Annotated in this window: 16 protein-coding genes; 11 read left to right on the forward strand and 5 right to left on the reverse strand. The window is 32.5% G+C overall.

The features are described 5' to 3' along the window. The first annotated feature begins 10 nt into the window (after positions 1 to 10). A complete protein-coding gene (locus J2Y38_RS15445; RefSeq protein WP_309844174.1) occupies positions 11 to 2,773 on the forward strand; it encodes a PD-(D/E)XK nuclease family protein in 2,763 nt (920 codons plus the stop codon). Between the two features lie 439 nt (positions 2,774 to 3,212). On the opposite strand, the gene J2Y38_RS15450 is transcribed toward J2Y38_RS15445, so the two are convergent. Beyond that, a complete protein-coding gene (locus J2Y38_RS15450; RefSeq protein WP_165590703.1) occupies positions 3,213 to 3,356 on the reverse strand; it encodes a hypothetical protein in 144 nt (47 codons plus the stop codon). 280 nt (positions 3,357 to 3,636) lie between these two features. Here J2Y38_RS15450 and J2Y38_RS15455 point away from each other — a divergent pair, with 280 nt between their 5' ends. Further along, the gene (locus tag J2Y38_RS15455) at positions 3,637 to 3,957 is read left to right on the forward strand and encodes a roadblock/LC7 domain-containing protein (protein ID WP_291147222.1); all 321 of its coding nucleotides are present in this window, start codon (positions 3,637 to 3,639) and stop codon (positions 3,955 to 3,957) included. A 21-nt stretch (positions 3,958 to 3,978) separates the two neighbouring features. Then, positions 3,979 to 4,353: a hypothetical protein gene (locus J2Y38_RS15460; protein ID WP_291147219.1), complete on the forward strand. Its 375-nt coding sequence runs from the start codon at positions 3,979 to 3,981 to the stop codon at positions 4,351 to 4,353. A gap of 74 nt (positions 4,354 to 4,427) precedes the next feature. Here the strand turns inward: J2Y38_RS15460 and J2Y38_RS15465 are convergent, their stop codons facing one another. Next, positions 4,428 to 5,204: an alpha/beta hydrolase gene (locus J2Y38_RS15465; protein ID WP_309844179.1), complete on the reverse strand. Its 777-nt coding sequence runs from the start codon at positions 5,202 to 5,204 to the stop codon at positions 4,428 to 4,430. Between the two features lie 229 nt (positions 5,205 to 5,433). Here J2Y38_RS15465 and J2Y38_RS15470 point away from each other — a divergent pair, with 229 nt between their 5' ends. From J2Y38_RS15470 to J2Y38_RS15480, 3 genes are all read left to right on the forward strand, one after another. Further along, a complete protein-coding gene (locus tag J2Y38_RS15470; protein ID WP_309844182.1) occupies positions 5,434 to 8,928 on the forward strand; it encodes a T9SS type A sorting domain-containing protein in 3,495 nt (1,164 codons plus the stop codon). 214 nt (positions 8,929 to 9,142) lie between these two features. Further along, positions 9,143 to 9,499 (forward strand): hypothetical protein, encoded by a 357-nt coding sequence (locus tag J2Y38_RS15475; RefSeq protein WP_309844184.1) that lies wholly within the window; start codon positions 9,143 to 9,145, stop codon positions 9,497 to 9,499. A 90-nt stretch (positions 9,500 to 9,589) separates the two neighbouring features. Next, positions 9,590 to 10,108, forward strand: coding sequence for a ferritin (locus J2Y38_RS15480; protein WP_309844186.1), 519 nt, complete (start codon positions 9,590 to 9,592; stop codon positions 10,106 to 10,108). A gap of 53 nt (positions 10,109 to 10,161) precedes the next feature. Here J2Y38_RS15480 and J2Y38_RS15485 read toward each other — a convergent pair whose 3' ends face one another. Together J2Y38_RS15485 and J2Y38_RS15490 are read right to left on the reverse strand one after the other, a co-directional pair. Further along, positions 10,162 to 11,061: an alpha/beta fold hydrolase gene (locus J2Y38_RS15485; RefSeq protein WP_309844189.1), complete on the reverse strand. Its 900-nt coding sequence runs from the start codon at positions 11,059 to 11,061 to the stop codon at positions 10,162 to 10,164. 6 nt (positions 11,062 to 11,067) lie between these two features. Next, on the reverse strand, positions 11,068 to 12,360 hold the full coding sequence (locus J2Y38_RS15490) for an aminopeptidase P family protein (protein WP_309844191.1): 1,293 nt from the start codon (positions 12,358 to 12,360) through the stop codon (positions 11,068 to 11,070). 347 nt (positions 12,361 to 12,707) lie between these two features. Here J2Y38_RS15490 and J2Y38_RS15495 point away from each other — a divergent pair, with 347 nt between their 5' ends. The 3 genes from J2Y38_RS15495 to J2Y38_RS15505 all read left to right on the forward strand — a co-directional run bounded on the left by J2Y38_RS15495 (position 12,708) and on the right by J2Y38_RS15505 (position 15,349). After that, positions 12,708 to 13,634 carry a DUF5018 domain-containing protein gene (locus J2Y38_RS15495; protein ID WP_309844193.1) on the forward strand — a complete coding sequence of 309 codons (927 nt, stop codon included), beginning with the start codon at positions 12,708 to 12,710 and terminating at the stop codon, positions 13,632 to 13,634. Positions 13,635 to 14,057: 423 nt separating this feature from the next. Continuing rightward, positions 14,058 to 14,864: an SMI1/KNR4 family protein gene (locus J2Y38_RS15500; protein WP_309844195.1), complete on the forward strand. Its 807-nt coding sequence runs from the start codon at positions 14,058 to 14,060 to the stop codon at positions 14,862 to 14,864. Between the two features lie 47 nt (positions 14,865 to 14,911). Beyond that, entirely contained in the window at positions 14,912 to 15,349 is a 438-nt protein-coding gene (locus tag J2Y38_RS15505) for a GNAT family N-acetyltransferase (RefSeq protein ID WP_309844197.1), read from the forward strand. Between the two features lie 389 nt (positions 15,350 to 15,738). On the opposite strand, the gene J2Y38_RS15510 is transcribed toward J2Y38_RS15505, so the two are convergent. Beyond that, the gene (locus tag J2Y38_RS15510) at positions 15,739 to 17,100 is read right to left on the reverse strand and encodes a hydroxymethylglutaryl-CoA synthase (RefSeq protein WP_309844198.1); all 1,362 of its coding nucleotides are present in this window, start codon (positions 17,098 to 17,100) and stop codon (positions 15,739 to 15,741) included. Between the two features lie 356 nt (positions 17,101 to 17,456). On the opposite strand from J2Y38_RS15510, the gene J2Y38_RS15515 reads away from it, so the two are divergent. Both J2Y38_RS15515 and J2Y38_RS15520 read left to right on the forward strand, forming a co-directional pair. After that, a complete protein-coding gene (locus J2Y38_RS15515) occupies positions 17,457 to 18,122 on the forward strand; it encodes a succinate dehydrogenase cytochrome b subunit (RefSeq protein ID WP_309844200.1) in 666 nt (221 codons plus the stop codon). 11 nt (positions 18,123 to 18,133) lie between these two features. After that, on the forward strand, positions 18,134 to 20,134 hold the full coding sequence (locus J2Y38_RS15520; protein WP_053473332.1) for a fumarate reductase/succinate dehydrogenase flavoprotein subunit: 2,001 nt from the start codon (positions 18,134 to 18,136) through the stop codon (positions 20,132 to 20,134). Positions 20,135 to 20,142 lie beyond the last annotated feature (8 nt).

Below are 20,142 nucleotides of genomic sequence, written 5' to 3' on the forward strand. Positions count from 1 at the left end.
TTTTTATACAATGATAAATATTTCTTTCTTAGAGAAAATTGCAGCTGTTGTAATTCAGGATTATTCAGATAAACTTGCAGAAACTACTATTGTTTTACCGAACAAAAGAGCTAAGGTTTTTTTAATTGAAGCGCTTAAAAAAGAAACCTCAAAAACACTCCTTTCTCCTGAAATTATAAGCATTGAAGATTTTGTGCAGGATGTTGCTTCAATTAGATCTATAGATTCAATTGAGCTGCTGTTTGAGTTTTACGAAGTTTATTTATCTGTTACTGAAAAGCAGCACCAGCAATCTTTTGAGTTGTTTGCTAATTGGGCAAAAACACTCTTGCAGGACTTTAATGAAATTGATCGTTATCTTCTGGAGTCCAATCACGTCTTATCTTATTTAAAAGATATCGAGGACATCAAAAAATGGGGAATAGAAGTCGAAAATAAAACTAAGCTTCTAGAAAATTATATCGACTTTTGGAAACTTCTGCCTCTGTATTATGATTCATTATACAATCACCTCTTAAATAAATCAATTGGATATCAAGGTTTGATTTATAGAGAAGCGGTAAATAATCTGAATCATTTTTCAAATACTATTTCAAATCGTAATTTTATTTTTGCCGGATTCAATGCCTTAAATGCAGCGGAAGAAAAAATTGTGCAGCATCTTTTGGCTTTAGATCAGGCTAAAATTTATTGGGATGTAGATCAGGCATTTTTAAATGACCCTTTTCATGATGCAGGACTTTTTGTTCGTCGTTTTAAAGAAAGTTGGAAGCATTATAAATTTCATCCTTTTGAATGGATTGTAGATGATTTTTCTCAAACGAAAAACATTCAGGTAATTGGTACGCCAAAAACAATTGGACAGGCTAAACTGGCCGGAAGCATTATCGAGAATTTGATTAATGAAAATCCAGCAGCTTCCCTGGATAAGGTTGCAGTAGTGCTGGGAGAAGAAAATCTTTTAATTCCAGTTCTATATTCTCTTCCTTCTTCGGTTGGGGCTTTAAATATTACAATGGGATATTCAGGAAAGAATAATCCATCGCAGATATTGGTAGCTAAGTTTTTCAAAATGCATACTAATGCACTTTCTCGTGTTGGCGGCAGTTATGTTTTTTATTATAAAGATGTTCTGGATATTCTGACACATCCTTTAGTTGAGCCGTATGCAAAGACGAACCATATTGTTAGAATAATCAAAGAGAATAACTATACTTTTATTACTCTCAATAAGATTTTAGAACTTAATCAAAATCCATCTGAATTATTTTCTTTATTGTTTCAGAAATGGGAAAACGGATCTGTAGCGGTTCTTGAAAATATTTCGACAATATTACTTTTGATAAAACAGAATTTCAGCAATGACAATGAGGAAGAAAAAATTGCTAAAACTTTCGTATATGCTGTTTTTAAAGTGATTAATAAACTTATAAATTATTATTCGCAGCATAAGCACATTGATAATATTGATACACTTCACGCCATTTATAAACAAATTATTGATGTAGCTGAAGTTTCTTTTGAAGGTGAACCTTTGCGAGGATTGCAAATTATGGGAGTTCTTGAAAGCCGTGTTCTTGATTTTGAAACCGTAATTGTGACTTCGATGAATGAGGGTAAATTTCCAGCAGGAAAATCTCAGAATTCATTTATTCCTTATGATGTAAAAAAAGAATTAGGTCTGCCGACTTTTAAAGAAAAAGATGCTATTTATACCTATCACTTTTACCATTTATTACAGCGCGCAAAAAATATCTATCTAATTTATAATACAGAAAACGACGGATTAGATGCTGGCGAACGCAGCCGTTTTATAACTCAGCTTGAAGTTGAAAAAAAATCAAAGCATAACCTAACTTTTGATATCTATAATCCAGTATTACCAACTACTGCATATCAGCCAATGGTAATTCCGAAATCAGAAGCGGTTATGGAGCGTTTAAAAGAAATTGCAGCTGTTGGTTTTTCTCCTTCTGCATTGACAAGTTATATTAGAAATCCAATTGAATTTTATTTTCAAAAAATTCTGCGTATTCGTGAAGTTGAAGAAGTAGAGGAAAATATTGCTTTAAATACACTCGGAACAATTATTCACGAAACATTAAAAACACTTTACGAACCTTTTATTGGAAAGTTTATTTCAGAAGCTGATTTGTTAAACTGTTTTAAACTGTTAGATGATGAAGTATTGAAACAATTTAAGCTTGTTTATAAAGAAGGTGAAATTAAAAAAGGGCGTAATCTTTTAGCTTTTGAAGTTGCAAAACGAAATGTGTCTAATTTCTTGAAAATGGAATTGGAATCGATCAAAAATGGAGATGCGGTTAAGATTATTGCTTTGGAACAAACTTTTCAACGAAATCTTATTCATCCTCGTTTATCATTTCCGGTGTTAATTAAAGGAAATGTTGACAGAATTGAACTTCGTAACGGAAAAATAAGAATCATTGATTATAAGACCGGAAAAGTTGAAAAAACAAACGTTATCCTTAAATCGTGGAACGGATTAACTCAAGAGCTTAAAAACGATAAAATTATTCAGGTTTTAGCTTATGCATTTATGTTTGAAGAAAATGCCGGAAATACTCCAATAGAAGTTGGAATTATTTCTTTTAAAAATTTGAAATCAGGGTTTTTACCTTTTGGATTTAAAGAAGAAAAAGATCTGGATATAACAGTAAGCAAGGCAATTTTAAATAGTTATGTAGAAGAAATAGTTGTATTGCTAAATGAAATATTTGATAGCAATATTCCTTTTGAAGAAAAAGTGTAACTGGTTACTTACAATGTTTTTAGCCTCAAAATTAATTTATTCTCAATAACTTGATTGTTCAGAAAATCTCAAATTATCTATCGCTAAACAAAATTACCTTGTTTTTAACATTTGCCGGTTTGTTGGGGTAATTTGAAATCAAAAGTGAAAATAAGATTTCAGAATAAAAAAACTTTATCACCAATTAAAAATTCGTTTTTCAATACTTTTAAATTGGCTTCGTGAAAGAATTTCCCAAGCAAATTGTTTGAAATTTGGAGATTAAATTTAAGAGCCTAAAAATTGAAAAGGGAAGAATAAGTCTTATTTAGGACAATTTTGAAAATGTAATCCTGATGAAAAAGGATTGTTTTTTACAAACAAAATGTAAGCTTCACAGCATAAAGGAAAAAGCCGCGATAATTATTAAATAATTATTGCGGCTTTTTGTAAGTAGTTTTTAACTAAATATCTTTTTGAAGAAGCCTTTCTTTTCAGATTCTTTTGAATTCGGAGTATTTACTGGTCCGTTTTCAAAGCGAAATCTTCTAAACTTCATCAGTTTTACATTTAAATCAAAGCGTAATTCGTCAACTGTTTTCATTGGAATAATTTTTAGCAAATTTAAGAAAAACTTCTATTAAACTGATTATCTGTACTTATCAAACCTATGTTTTGAATTTTTTGAACTAAAATGTTTCAATTTTGAGTAAATCTCTTTTTTCTGTTAAATATTTTTGAAGATTTTCTTTTAAAGATCGAGTTAAATTATAGTATAAATAAAAGTGAGTCAGGTAGTTGAGTGTTCTATTTTTTTAACAAGTGTTCATCAAACAATTCTATTTATTAAAAATAACTTTGACATTCTTAAACATTTTAACATTATGATTGATTTAAATACATTGGTTGAAGAAACCGGCGCTGAGTCTGGAATTACCTTTAATATTGACGGAATTTTATTAGAATCTGTTAACCTTGAATATGACGGAAATGTTGCCGCAATGATTGGAATGATTTTGAAAATGTGTTTAGAAATGTCTGAAGATGTTAATAATGGCGACTTAAAACAAGTTATGATTAAAAACAATGATGGTATCGTGGTTGCAAATAAAGATCAGGACGATAATTGTGTTGCCTTACTTTCTAAAGACATAAGTAAAATGGGTCTGCTGCTTAGAAGAATGGATACCGTTTTCAATAATTAATTTAAACCAATATATATAAACATGTCAGATTTTTTACAGAATTTTCAAAATGATTTAAGAGAGAATGTTAGCGGATTTATTGCAGTTTCAGTAACTGAGGTTGAGACAGGAATGTCTTATTGCTCACTTTCTGTAAATCCAGATTTCGATCCGGAATTAGCATCTGCTTATAATCTAGAAGTTGTAAAAGCAAAATTAAACGCCATTAAAGCTTTAGGATTAGATCAAAAAATAAACGATATTTTAATTACATTAACTGATCAGATACATATTATAGATGTTTCTGAAGACGGACAGTATTTTATTTACTTAGCTGTTGATGCTAAAAAAGCTAATCTTGGATTAACAAGAGCGACTTTAGGGAAATTCAAAAAAGACATCATTTCAAAATTATAAGTTTTGATGCTAAAATATAGAAAAGGCCATTTCGAAATTTCGAATGGCCTTTTTTGCTTTTAATACCTTTTATTTTAGTTAAAGAAATCCAACAAGATTGGTTTTAGTTCTTCTTTATTTTCAATATGGCTCATGTGTCCGTCTTCAAACGAAATTAATTCTGCCGTTGTGTCTTCAATTTGAGCAAGACTTTCTTCGTAGTTTAAAACGGGATCTTTTTTACCTAAAATCAATAAAACGGGAAATCTGTTTTCGTGTAAAAGACATTCGCGGTCTTTTCGAATTTTCATTCCTTCAAGCGAAGCTACAATTCCCTGTAAAGGTGTTTTAAGAGCCTGTTCTTTTACTTTTTCAATTTCGGCAGCTAAGCGAGTTCTGTTATTTTCGCTGAATAAATTCGCAATCGCCAAGCTTACAAAGTTTACATAGTTTTGTTTTACGGCTTTAATGGCGCGTGTTCTGTTTAGTTTTTTTTCGGCACTGTCTTCTTTAGATGTTGAATTTAGCAAAACCAATTTTTTAATGTTTTCCGGGAATAATTCGGCGAAAGCCAAAGCAATATAACCGCCCATAGAATGCCCCAGAATTGTTGCTTTTTCAATTTTTAAAGATTGCAAAACTTCATAAACAGCACTTGCATTCTCTTCCATTTCATGAACGTAACCTAAAGAATCAGATTCTCCGTGACCTAATAAATCGATTGTAATAACACGATGTTTTTCTGAAAACAAATTAACGTATTCTGTCCACATTTTTTTGTTTTCCAAAAAGCCGTGAAGTAATACAATTGCATTTCCTTCTCCAGAGTCAGTAAAAGATATTTTGGTGTTTTTATATAGAATATTTTTCATCATTATAATTTTTACAAAAATAACCTTTTGAATTTTAATTGACCAATAGTTGTTTCAATAGGATTTTTTGAGTGAAAGAAGGGGGTGAATACGCTCGTAATTTTAAGCGTTGATCAGGTTCTCTAATAAATTGTTTTACAGTTTTTAACAAAACATTTTTATCGACGTGCAAAGTGTTAAAAAATGACTAGTTTTACTACAATTTTTAATAATTAACCTATTAAATTATATGAGATCAACTTTACTCTATGTTTTATTTTTACTTAATGTTCAGTTTGCCTTTTGTCAATGGGAGAACTTAAATACTGGTTTGACAGACGATTTGACTGGTGTTGTTTTTTTTGGTAATAATGGTTTAGTTTCTGGAAAAAAAGGACTTTACTATACTTCAAATGGAGGAGAAGGAGCATCAAGCTGGAAAAGATTTGAGATAACAGATGGAAGTGAAAATGCTAATATCTATAATAATACAGTTTTTAGTCATTGCTATTCAGATATAACAGGTTCGCCTTCTGAAGGAGTTGTTTTTGCCTGCGGACAGAATGCATTGACAAAACAGGCTATTATAATGAAAATTGAACTGCCATCGCTTAACTATCAAATTATATATAAAGGTGAGGAAAACTCAAATTTAAACCAGATTACATATTCAGAGTATAATAGATCCTATTTTGCAGTAGGCGAAAATGGACTAATTGTTACTTTTACATCAGAGGGCGTTCAAAGAACTAAAAATCTCGGTACCGATAATTTTTTGTCTGTTGCTTTTTATCATAGTAGGTGTAAAATAGCAACGACTGGTAAAATACTTTATTTTGAGTACTTTGATCTAGGATATAATTTTGTGCCAGTTTTAACACCTGGTTCAGATATTAAGGCTATAACTTATGGGTATGGAACATTTAGCACCGGAGTAACTTTTTGTGCAGGAAATAGATTCGCATACTATAGCGTTAATAATTCACTAAATAATGATCATGCCAATTTTTATAATGGACCTTTAAACGCAAAATGTATTTCGGCTAACTCAACAGGCGAATATGTGGGAACAGATCATGGAGTTTATTTTGTTGCCAGTAGTCAGGCATTAGAGTGGCAGTCAACATCTTTGAATTATGGGATTAATTGTTTTTGGAAACAAATGGCTAATACGGCTTTTTATGCCTGTGGGAATTCGGGAGTTATATTAAAAACTACAAATGGAGGAGGTACAAGAATTCCTTATGTAAACATTTCAAGATTGGCAGGCGGCTGCGCCGGAAGTAATGTAACTCTAAAACCTCTTGTAGGCGGGGTTTCAAGTTGTAAATGGTTTGTAAATGATGTGCAGGTTAATTCTGTGTGCGGAAATTTAACGTATAATTTTAAAACACCAGGAAATTATGATATTAGATACACGGTTACAAATAGTTTTGGTGTTGAATCTACAGATTCTAAAACTATTTATGTCAGCCCAATTCCAAAAATTAATTTACCGGTAATTATAAATGATAATATTCTTTGTAAAAGCGAACCTGTAACAGTTCAAATTCAAAATTCTGAAATCGATGTTGTTTATACATTGAGAAAAGGCTCTTCAACATTTGGGACGAGTGAAGCAGGAAATGGACAAACACTTTCTTTTACAAGTGATTTAATTAGCGAATCTGGAGATTATTATTTTGAAGCTAAAAATATAAATGCGAATTGTACAGTTAGTTTTACAAATACATTCCATATTGATGTTGAGCATACAAAAGCAGAATTTTATAAAGATTTAGTAAATGCCAAGCCTAATGAAACTACATCATTTTATCAAAAAGCAATTGAGGCGCAACATTATAAATGGAATTTTAGTCCTAATGCTTCAACAACAAATTCAACAGATGCAGTAGTAGAAACTAGTTTTTCAAAAGAAGGCGATACAAAAATTGACCTCGAAGTTTGGTCTGATAATGATTGCTATAATAAAATAGAGAAAGAAGGGCCTTTTATTTATAATGATCCTGAAAATTCTGATAATTGCTGGGCACTAATTAATGATGGAGTTGATTCTGACTGGAATGGATATGAATACGAAGGTAATTATGGTTTAACTAAAACAGAAGACGGTTTTTTGGTTGCAGGAGGATTTAATGATCAGATATTTGATTCGAAAATTGGAATAAAACCAAATTTTAAAAATAAAAAAGGGAGCTTTCTAACCAAATACGATCGAAATGGAGTAGTAAAATGGATGGTTAGTACAGAACATGAACCAGTGGTTCGTGACAGAGATAAAATATTTTGTTCTGTAGTAGATCATGATGGTAATATATACATAAGCGGTACACATCAGGGTATTTTTATAGACAACACAGGCAATAGAATTAAAATAGAACCAATAATTGGCGAAAACCGAAATACTGGCTATGTGATGAAAATGGACAAAAAAGGGAAAATTATCTGGACATTATCTTTTAGTACTTTGGGTTATGTAGCAGAAAAACTATATATAGACAAAGAGAATAACTTAGTTACAATAGGTCCTTTTGATTCACAATATAGCGGAGGCCAATTGTATTTGAACGGAGTTAAAACTGAGGTCATAAAACTTTTAGCTGGTGGTTTTATGATGATGAAAATAGCTCCAACTGGAGCTGTTAAATGGTTCGATGAAATTAGTATTTCATATGTTAATGCAGGCGGACTTACGGATGTTGGTTTTGATCGCGATAATAATATTTATTTAGGAGGTAATTACGAAATGTTCGTTAGTTTCTATTCAGCAGGAAATGCTGCTCCGGTACAAACGCTAGAAGGAGATGGCGGTTACGGAAGCAGAGGTTTTTTAGCAAAATATAATAAAGATGGAATTTTTCAATGGAAAGTAAGAAGTAATACTAAAGATGCTTTTTTTAATGGCGTTTCCATAAAATCAATGGTTACAGATGAAAACGGTGACAGTTATATTACAGGAAGCAATGGGTGCGATGAACCAAAAGCGATTCATTTTTTTGAAAATAGTGATGGAACAATAACACAAAAAAGTATTGGAAGCTTTTATTTAGCAAAAGTTAATTCGCTTGGAAAATGTGAGTGGATAACAGGAACTCAATATACCGGCGGCGGGGGAGCTAAAATAATTAAAGACAAAGATAGATTGCATATTATTGGTGATGCTGCAGATGGAGGTAATTTTATTACAGCCGATGGGAAGTATTATAATTTATTGATTAGCAATTATGATTTCTTTTTAGCAACTTATGACTTATCAGGTAATTTAAAAAAGATAACAGCAAATGGAGATAACAAAAACCATGTTAATGTGCCTTACATGGAAAAATTTGATTTTTTCAAAGCCGAAGACGGATCGTTTTATTTATCAAGTAATTTTAGAGGAAATAATTACAGCATTTTCGCCAGTAAATTAACTACAAATGGTATCGATGGAACAGTAGTTCATTTTGATGAAGATTGCGGAATTCTTAAATATGAAAATACATTATCAACAGAGGATTTTACAAAAACTTCAAATGCTGTTATATATCCTAATCCAACTTCGGGTAAGATTTCAGTCGATTTAAAAAATTATGACGGAAATGCAAGCGTACAGATCTACGATGCAAACGGAAAAAAAATAAGCGAAGAAAAAGCAGTTGATTTATCAAAATTTGATTTAACAATAAATGGCAGTCAGGGATTGTATTTTGTAAAAATTAAAGCAGGTAATAAAACACAAACTTTTAAAGTCTTAAAACAATAATATTTACAAGCGATAAAAAGAAACGGCTTTCATTTTTGAAAGCCGTTTTTGTTTTTAAAATTAGATATATAATAATGTAGAATATTGGAGTCTTTGAGTGCACTTGAGCTGTTTTTAAGAACATTAAATGAGTTTGTTATTTTAAATTAGTCTTAATTATGTTTTTTATTGCTTTAAATTCTATATTTTTGCTCCGTTATTATATTTTATCAAAATGGCATTAGTTAGTGATTTGACCACCAAAGTATTATTTGAAACCGAAAAAGGATACAGTTATCAATGTGATTCGACCAATAGTATAATTATCAATTTTGTTGATACTGTGTCAAGTTATAAAATTCATGATTTTTTGATTTTTCAAAGAAAGGTTAATAGCGTTGACATTCTCAATATGCTTTATGATTTATCTGATCAGTCAGATGCACAGCTGATTGAAACTACTAAAAGAAATTTTTCCAGAAATCTTACTATCTGCGAAATAGTGCAGTTAAGAGATTTATTAAACGGAACAAAATTTACCCTCACTTTACATTCTATGCTTTGTAATACGGTTAACGTAGAGCTTATTTAGATTCTTACTTAGATTAAATCCAAATTTTCAGGCATTTAGGGTTGCCTCCTTTAATTTTAGTAATTTTACACATACTAAAAATTAAAGGTTATGAAAGATTTACTAAGAACAAGTACTTCATTAGTTGAAGGAATAGAAAATATATTGAACTTACAGGCAAAAATAGAAAGCGACGCTTCTAATAAATATTTAGCTATGGCTGCATGGTTAGATAGAAACGGTTATGCACATACAGCATCTTACATGTACAAGCAAGCCGAAGAAGAAAGAGAGCATTTTCTAAAAGTTTTCAAATATATTACAGACATGGGAGGGATTGCAGTTACGCCATCTGTTCCAGAAGTGCAGCAGGAATTTGCTTCTTTTAAAGAAGTATTTGAAATTGCTTTGCAAAACGAAATTGCAGTTACTCAGGCAATCAATAAAGTAATTGCAAAATGTAGAGCTGAAAATGATTATGCTACAGAGGATTTTATGATGTGGTATGTGGCTGAGCAAAGAGAAGAGGAGAAAAACGCAAGAAGAGCTTTAGAACTTTTTGAACTGATCAACGGAAACGAAGCTGATGGCAAATTTCAATTAGATCTTCAGATTTCAAAAATCGGATAATAAACGTTTATAAAATAAAAAAGCCCTTAATAACATTAAGGGCTTTTTTATTTTTATGATTTTAAAAATGAATTAATATCCGAGAAGTATTTTTCTCTCGCATCAAGCCATCCGTAATGTTTTGAATGTTCTAATAAAATCAGTTTAGAATTTGGAAAAGTTCGATGTGCCAATTCTCCAATTTCATTGCTAATAATATCTTCTTTTCCCTGAATAATCAAAACCGGATTTTTGAAGGTTTTTAGTTTGTCTTTGCAGTCAAAATTCATTTTCTGCATATCAGACCATAATAAACCATTTATTGTCGAATTTCCCTGCGTTAACCTTTCAGCAATTATTGGAACAAATTTTCGGTCGTAAACATAAGCCGGAGCCATTGCTCTTCCGCGTCCTAGTCTTGCTTTGTGAGACGTATCGCCTTTTTCGATTTTATCATTCCAGTAATCCAGAGAATCTTTTTCAGCTTTGCTTAAACCAGCTTCAATCAAATTCGGACTTTTTAATAAAGTCAAATCTACGCCGCCAGATGATGATAAAATCAATTTATTGATACTATTAGGATAAACCGTTGCATAGTATGAACCTAACATTCCTCCAAAAGAATGCCCCAGAATATTCCATTTTTTGATTTTAAGATGTTTTCGTAACGATTCAATATCATCGGCCATTATTTTCATCGAAATGGTCTTAGCATCTAATTTTGAGAGTTTCGATTTTCCAGTACCTCTTTGATCGTAAATAATCGTTTGTTGATTTTCGCCTAAAGTTTTCGCCATATCTTCAAAACCATTGCTGTTCATTCCCGGCCCGCCGTTTATAATTAAAAGCGGCTCGCCTTTTCCGAAAGTTTTGTAATAGGTTTTACTTCCGTCAGCGTTAACTGCATAGCCTTCTGTCTGGGCAAAAATGTTTCCCAAAAACAATAAAAATCCAAGTAGAAAAATCTTTTTCATCGTGAATTAAGAATTCATCAAAGTTTCGATTTCATCAACTTCAACCGGAATATTGCGCATTAAGTTAAAAGGTTCTCCTTTTTCCTGAACCACAACATTATCTTCAAGACGAATTCCGAATTTTTCATTTGGAATATAGATTCCAGGTTCAACTGTAAAAACCATATTTGCTTTCATTGGTTCGTGAAGCAAACCATAATCATGCGTGTCAAGTCCTAAATGGTGAGAAGTTCCGTGCATGAAATATTTTTTGTAAGCAGGCCATTCTGGATTTTCGTTTTGAACATCGGCTTTAGAAATTAAACCTAAACCAATTAATTCCGAAGTCATAATTTTACCAACTTCAACATGATATTGTTTCCAAAGTGTTCCCGGAGTCAGCATTTTTGTAGCTTCATTTTTAACTCTTAAAACAGCATTGTAAACCGCTTTTTGACGATCAGAAAAACGTCCCGAAACTGGAATCGTTCTGGTCATATCGCTTGAATAATTTGCATATTCTGCTGCAACGTCTAATAAAATTAAATCTCCGGCTTTACATTGCTGATTGTTTTCGATGTAATGTAAAACATTAGCATTGTTTCCAGAAGCAATAATTGGCGTGTAAGCAAAACCTTTAGAACGGTTACGGATAAATTCGTGAGCTAATTCTGCTTCGATTTCATATTCTGTAACATTTGGTTTTACAAACGAAAGCAATCTGCGGAAACCTTTCTCCGTAATATCACAAGCCTGCTGAATCAAATCGATTTCTTCACTTTCTTTTACAGAACGAATACGCTGTAAAATTGGATTGCTTTTCGCAACATTATGCGCTGGATAACGTTCTTTCCACCATTTTACAAAACGAGCTTCGCGAGTTTCTACTTCAACAGTTGCGCGATAATGTTCGTTTGTATTGATGTACATCGTATCGGCATACGTCATCATTTCGTTCAAAACTTTATGAAAATCCTGTAACCAATAAACCGTTCTAATTCCCGAAACCTGAAAAGCACGTTCTTTAGTCAATTTTTCACCTTCCCAAACTGCGATATGATCATTAGTTTCTCTTAGAAAAAGAATTTCTCTTTGGTGCTCATAAGGCGCATCCGGAAACAAAAGCAAAACACTTTCTTCCTGATCTACACCGCTTAGATAAAAAATATCTCTGTGTTGCGCAAACGGTAAAGTACTGTCGGCACTAATTGGGTAAATGTCATTTGAGTTAAAAACGGCAACTGAATTAGGTTTCATTTCTGCCGTGAATTTTTTGCGGTTTTTTACAAAAAGAGCGCTATTTATTTGATGATATTTCATAATTGTATTGTTTTTGAACTTCGAATTTCAAAATTAGTGATTTTTGAATAAGTGGCGTATAATTGATTTATTAAAGTTTTCTTATTTGTTTTGAGTTTGCCACGAAGGCGCTAAGACACAAAGTTTACATTTGATTTTGTTTTTCTGAGCGAAGTAGAAGGATCGTAAGTAACTCGACAAAAATTGATAACCTCAAAGTTTCTGTCATTTCAACGCAATCACAAGATTAGGAATAAATTGGAATTTGGTATTTTTTAATTTGAAATTTTATAAAAAAAATGAGGTTTCCCGTAAAGAAATTGTTTTAGAAATAACAATATTTGCGCCCGATAAACTAACCCAAAATTATGAAAGCAAAAATCAATCGATTTGCAATTTTTTTCTTCATTTCTGTTCTGATGATATCTTGTGCATCAGAAGAAAATGAGCCAGATAGTACCGATAATTTTATTTTAGAATTAAATATTAAAACCCCAAATCTATTACTAAGTGGTGATATTGATAACCAAACAGCATTAATAACTAAAAGACTGCCGGAAAGTAACGATCTTGAAAATCTAGATGTCGAATTAAAAATTTCAGAAGAAGCTACAATAACGCCCGATCCTAAAACAATAAAAGATTATTCTTCCCCAGTAAGTTTTGCTGTTACGTCTGAATCTGGTACAGAAAAGATTTATCAAGTAAAATTAGAGCATATGGATACTTATAGATCAAGATCATGTTCTGAAGCAAATGCCTGGAAATGGTTTGGGGGAGATGACAGAATTAATGTTCCGGATATTTTGCCATACGATAGAAATATAGGAACCGGACAAGCAATTGTAGTCGATAAAAATCTTGTTCCTTATACTTTTGGTATTCATCTTAGTGATGGATTTAGATATTCCGAAAACAACCAGCGATATTATTCATCAGTAACGTTAAAACTAATAATAAAAGACCCAAAACTTAATGTTTTAGCGACAACAACAACAGAGGTTTCAGGAGGATTTGATGGAGGTTTTGTTCCGTTTGATCTGCAAAAATTAAATCTTTATCTTGAAGCTGGTAAAACATATGTTTTTTATTGGTATTTAGTAGATGGAGAAAAATTAGGTATTGATTCTGGTAGTTCAGGTAATACGAATAACGGATCTGGATTTTGCTTTAATACTGGCTATTCCGGACAATCTAAGATTAGTGCTAATACTACTCTGGAAGATGTAAAAAACGCATCGGTTTGGAACCCACACCCATGGCACTTTAATATCGAATTAGAAGGTAAAGAATAATATAAAAACCCGAAGTATAAAATTATACTTTGGGTTTTTTGTAACTCGAAAAAGATCAATAACCTCAAAGTCTTGTCATTTCGAGGAACGAGAAATCGCACTAGAAACTCCGCAATCAAAATCGTCAATCTTTGTAGATTCCCGGGTACGATTTCTCCTTTCGTCGAAATGACAATATTGAGAAAATCTCAGCAACTTAGAACCTTAGCATCTCAGAATCTTAATATGGGCGTGTCCCTCTGGGTCGGGCTTTCGGCTATATCTTTTATTCCGCTCCGCTTCATAAAAGGATACCGCCTCTATCCCTCACGCTTACGGTTTCAGAAGAAGTTTACTGTTTTTAGAAAAAAGAAACAAGCCATAAAGTCGCGGATTTTGTATATTGCTGAAAATAATAGCAATAATTTAAGGGAATAAGATTGTATGGATAATCTACATGACGAGATATTAGGTATAATTGGGAATGCGAGAAAAAATTTAGAAGAGGATTACTTGTTTTTACCTGTTGCATTGGAAAAGGACATTCAAATATTTGAGAGTAAATTTAATGTTACAATACCAGAAGATTATAGATGGTTTTTATTGAATGTTGCAAATGGTATTGTGAATAAAAATCAATGGGGTTTTAATTTAATTGAAAAAATAGATTTTATAGAATTCTTTTATAAAGATAATGAATTCAATCCTTCAATTCCTTTTGAATTAACCAATAAGGTTGTATTTAGTAGTGGTTCTGATTATAAAGAAGCCTATCCTTATGAAATAACTTTTGATGAAGACTATGATATTTTTGACAAAGGATATTCAAATGGACAAATTCATATAGCAGGTTATGGTTGTGGTACAACTGCATTTATTGTGATTAATGGAAATGAATATGGTAATGTTTGGGTCGATGATTTTTCTTCAAATAATGAAGTATATCCTGAGTTCGATTCTAAAAAGAATAAACCTCGTTTTTCCTTTTCCGATTGGTTATTAGAATCCGTTAATAGAAATGTTATAATTCATAATCAAAGAGTTGAATGTGAGAATAGAATTAAGGAGGAGGAAAGAGTTAAACAAGATAAAATTGACCAACAAAATAAAGAACTCGAAATAAAAAGATTAGATCAAATTAAAAGAGAAAAATTTGCTGAACAAAAGAGGGAAATTAAAAGAGGAGAACAAAGAACTAAAAAAATTCGTAGAAATTTGCTTACTTATATAATAGATAAATTGTTTAATTAAGGTGATCGATTAAGGGATTTAAATATGTGTTAGAAACAATAAGTTTTATGAACTCAGACATTAAAATCAGAAAAATAAAAAATCAAGACCTAAACTTCGTCTACAAAGCAATCTGCGAACTCGAAAATGAAGCTTTAGATCTTAAAATTTTCGAAGAAATTTTCAATGAAAATATTTCAAACCCAAAAAATCTGTATCTAATTGCCGAAAACGAAAATGAAGGTTTAGGATTTATTAGTTTTCACACCCAAAATCTTCTCCATCATTGCGGATTGGTTGGTGAAATCCAAGAATTTTTTATCCATCAAAAACATCGTGGTCAAGGTGTTGGAAGATTATTAATAAATGAGATTTTAAATTTTGCAGATAAAAATAATTTAAAAAGTATTGAAGTAACTACAAATAAAAAACGATTAGAAAACGTGGCGGTTTATGAAAATCTGGGTTTTACTTTGAGTCATAATAAGTTTACTATTTATAAGTAATTAAATATTTCAATAGCCCCCAGTTTTAACTAGGGGAATCATTGAGACAAAAGAGAAGGCTTTAGCCAAAAATAAATATTTAGGCTAAAGCCATTTATATTGAACTTTCTTAAATCTCCAGCAAAAGCTGGAGGCAATTTAATTTATGTGTGACGACCTTTGTCAAAGTTTAAAACTTTGACAAAGGTTTTTTTTGGCGCAATCTTGTCATCCTGAGCGAAGTCGAAGGACACGCAAGGAGCTCCGCTTGCAAAATCGACAATCTTTGTAGAGCTACTAACGTGTCCTTCGACTTCGCTCAGGATGACAAACGTTGTGTTATAAAAACAAAAAACCGAAGCAATAGCTTCGGTTTTTTATTGGAATTTGGGATTTCAAAAATTGAAATTTTAATCCACCCATTTATAATATCTCGCTCCAATCAAAACTGGAATCTCTTTTTCAATTCGGTCTAAAGCCCATTCGTTTTTCGGAGTTCTTACACTTTGTTTTTGTTCTTTTTTATGAAGACTTTCATAAGTGTTGAAATCAATTTCTACGCTTTCGGCCAAATTTTCAAAAAGTTTCACATTTTCTAAAGCCGATTTCCATTCTGGTTGAATTGTTCCTTCAAAAACTTTCGATTTCGATCCGCTTCCGTAAGCCAGGAAACCAAATTTAGTTCCCGCAACTTCTTTATTTGTATCATAAAAATGAGCCAAAGTCGATAACAATCCCATGAAAATGGAACCTGTGTAAAGATTTCCAATTAAGGAAGAAGCTAATTCTGCAGGCTGTAATTTCTCGGTTACAAAACTTCTGTAATCATCAGATTTTGCTACTTCTTTAATTTTTGTTTGATAATCTGCTGGTGCAATATCATCGGCAATAATTTTTTCGGCACTATCTAAAGCATAGATTTCAGAAAGCATTCTTCTTCCTTGGAAAGAATACGGCAAGTGCATTACAATACTATGCCAAGTGTTGTATAACGTTTCAGTAGTGTTTTTTAATTTTTTAAATGAAAAGTAAGCATTTCGCGTACGATCCATATAACATTGATTCGAATATTGTCCGTCAAAAACCGGCTGGTCTTTGTGAATTTCGATTTCGGCTTCTAAATTGTCAAACCAGGAATCATTGTTGGTGTTTTTTGTAATTTCCTCTTTTGAGATAGTTCTGTACGGTTTAAAGAAGTCAAAAACGCCCTTTGTGCTTGTTGCCCAATTATCGTCAAAAGCAATAATTTTTGGATCCGCAGAAATTAACATTGCAACCGCTCCGGCGCCTTGTGTGTATTCTCCGCCCGAATTTAAATCGTATTTTGCAAAATCAGAAGTAACTACGATTGCTTTTTTAGTCGGATTTAATTTTACAAAATCAAGACAGTTTTGCAAAGCGTCAACTCCGCCAATACAGGCAAAAGTAAAATCGACAACATCACATTCTGCCAAAGAATCTTCGCCAAATTTTTGCTCCATCAAATTAATTAAATAAGAAGCAATGGGTTTTGAACTGTCGATTCCGCTTTCGGTACCAACATAGATTCGGCTTATTTCGTTTAGGTTGATTTTATTGTCAGAGATAAGCTTGGTTAAAGCGTTTGCTCCAAAAACAACTGCGTCCTGATGAACGTCCGGAAAAGTCATTTTTAGTAATCCAAGACCTTTTTCTAATTTTTCTGGTTCAATATTTCTGGCAACAGCCAAAGTTTTTATGGGTAAATGTATGTTTGCTACATCAAAAGAGATAGCATCAATTCCTGTTTTCATTCTTATTTTTTTGAGCCGCTAAAGGTAAAACTATGTTATGGAATGACAATTTTTTGCTTAGATAAAATTATATGGATCTGGCACTTTTGAAGAAAACAAATTAAAACTTTGAATAAAATATCAATATGATAATTTTTAAGAATCTAATAAGTATGGAAATTAGGCTGAAATCGCTCTAAAGCAGTTTTTTATACTTTTTCATACTAAATTATTTATTATTAAAAATAAATTTATACGTAAAAATACGTATACGTAGCCTATTTTAAAATCATTATAAATAACAACGAAATGGTTGTAGTTCTTTTGTAATTGAGTTATTTTTGTCTAATTTTTTAAAACAAACTACTTAAACACTTATGGCACAATCTGCACAGTTGAATGCTTCCATCTTAAAGAAAGTGGCTATGGCTCTTTCGGGAATATTCTTAATCACGTTTTTAGCGCTGCATGTTACCCTAAATTTTATTTCTATTTTGAGTGAAAACGTTTTCAACGAAGTCTCTCATTTTATGGGTTACAATCCGTTGATACAATATGTAATGCAGCCAGTTTTGGCATTCGGAGTAATTTTGCACTTCGTAATGGGATTCATTCTTACTGCTCAAAACAGCGCAGCAAGACCAATTGCTTATGCGAAATACAACGGAGCTGCAAATGCTTCTTGGAGTTCTAGAAATATGATTATTTCTGGATTGGTTATTTTGGCTTTCTTAGGATTGCATTTTTATGATTTCTGGTTTCCTGAACTAGGCTATAAATATATTGCAGGAACAGCTCCAGATGCTACGAGGTATTACGGAGAGTTAGTTCATAAATTTCATAGTCCGGTACGTACAGGATTGTACTGTGTTTCTTTTATCCTTTTAGGATTTCACTTATGGCACGGATTTGCTTCTTCACTTCAATCAGTGGGAATGCACAACAAATATTCTCGATTCTTAAGCAAAGTTGGTTTATGGTTTGCAGTTGTGGTACCAGCCGCTTTCGTAATTATCGCATTATTTCATCATTTCAATAATTAATATCAATTATAATGGCATTAGATTCAAAAATTCCAAATGGTCCTATAGCGGACAAATGGACAAATTATAAAGATCATATTAATTTAGTAAACCCTGCTAACAAACGTAATTTAGATATTATTGTAGTTGGTACAGGTTTAGCCGGAGGTTCTGCTGCGGCTACTTTGGCTGAGTTAGGGTATAACGTAAAAGCATTTTGTTTTCAGGATTCACCTCGTCGTGCGCACTCTATTGCTGCACAAGGAGGTATCAATGCTGCAAAAAATTATAAAGGTGACGGTGACTCAGTTTACAGATTGTTCTACGATACTGTAAAAGGTGGTGACTACCGTGCACGTGAAGCAAACGTTCACCGTTTGGCTGAAGTTTCTGCAAATATTATTGACCAGTGTGTGGCTCAAGGGGTGCCATTGGCTCGTGAATATGGAGGACTTCTTGATAACCGTTCTTTTGGAGGAACTTTGGTTTCTCGTACATTTTATGCACAAGGGCAAACAGGACAACAATTATTGTTAGGAGCTTATTCTGCAATGAACCGTCAAATTGGTCGTGGAAAAATTAAAATGTACAACCGTCACGAAATGCTTGACATTGTAATCGTTGACGGAAAAGCGAGAGGTATTATTGCTCGTAACTTAATCACCGGAGAAATCGAAAGACATTCTGCTCACGCGGTAGTAATTGGTTCTGGAGGATACGGAAACGTGTTTTTCCTTTCAACAAATGCTATGGGAAGTAACGCAACAGCAGCTTGGAAAATTCATAAAAAAGGAGCGTTTTTCGCAAATCCTTGTTATACACAAATTCACCCAACATGTATCCCGGTTTCAGGAGATCACCAGTCAAAACTGACTTTGATGTCTGAGTCTTTACGTAATGACGGTCGTATTTGGGTTCCTGCAAAATTAGAAGATGCTCAGGCAATTCGTGAAGGAAAGAAAAAAGCAACTGATTTATCTGAAGAAGAAAGAGATTATTTCTTAGAAAGAAGATACCCGGCGTTTGGTAACTTAGTACCTCGTGACGTTGCGTCTCGTGCGGCTAAAGAAAGATGTGATGCTGGTTTTGGAGTTAACAAAACTGGAGAAGCAGTTTACTTGGATTTCGCAGCAGCAATTAAACGTTACGGAACTGAAGATGCTTATGTAAAAGGTTTAGATGATAAAGATGCTGCTTTGGTAACTAAATTAGGAGCTGCAATCGTGAAAAGTAAATACGGAAACTTATTCCAGATGTATTACAAAATCGTTGACGAAGATCCTTATACAACACCAATGATGATTTACCCAGCGGTTCACTACACAATGGGTGGAACTTGGGTTGATTATAACTTAATGACTACAATTCCTGGATGTTTCTCAATTGGAGAATCTAACTTCTCTGATCACGGAGCAAACAGACTTGGAGCTTCTGCTTTGATGCAAGGTTTAGCTGATGGATATTTCGTACTTCCTTATACTATTGGAGATTATTTAGCTCCGGATATTAAAATGGGAGAAATTTCTACAGACTTACCAGAATTCGTTGAAGCTGAAAAAGCGGTTGTTGATCAAATTAATAAATTTATCAATAATAACGGAACTCATTCTGTAGATTATTTCCACAAAAAATTAGGAAAAATCATGTGGAATAAAGTAGGTATGGCTCGTAACGCTAAAGGCTTAACTGAAGCTATCGAAGAAATTGCTGCTTTACGTGAAGAGTTTTATAAAGATGTAAAAGTTCCTGGAAGCGCTTACGAATTTAATCAGGAATTAGAAAAAGCAACTCGTGTTGCCGATTTCTTAGAATTAGGAGAATTGTTTGCGAAAGATGCTTTACACCGTAATGAATCTTGTGGAGGTCACTTCCGTGAGGAGTACCAAACAGAAGAAGGAGAAGCACTTCGTGATGATGATAACTTTGCATACGTTGCAGCTTGGGAATACAAAGGAAAACCAAGTGATGCAGTATTACACAAAGAACCTCTTAATTACGAAAACATTAAATTAGTTCAAAGAAGTTATAAATAAGAATTTGG

The organism is Flavobacterium sp. 2755 (assembly GCF_031455715.1).
GTDB lineage: Bacteria > Bacteroidota > Bacteroidia > Flavobacteriales > Flavobacteriaceae > Flavobacterium.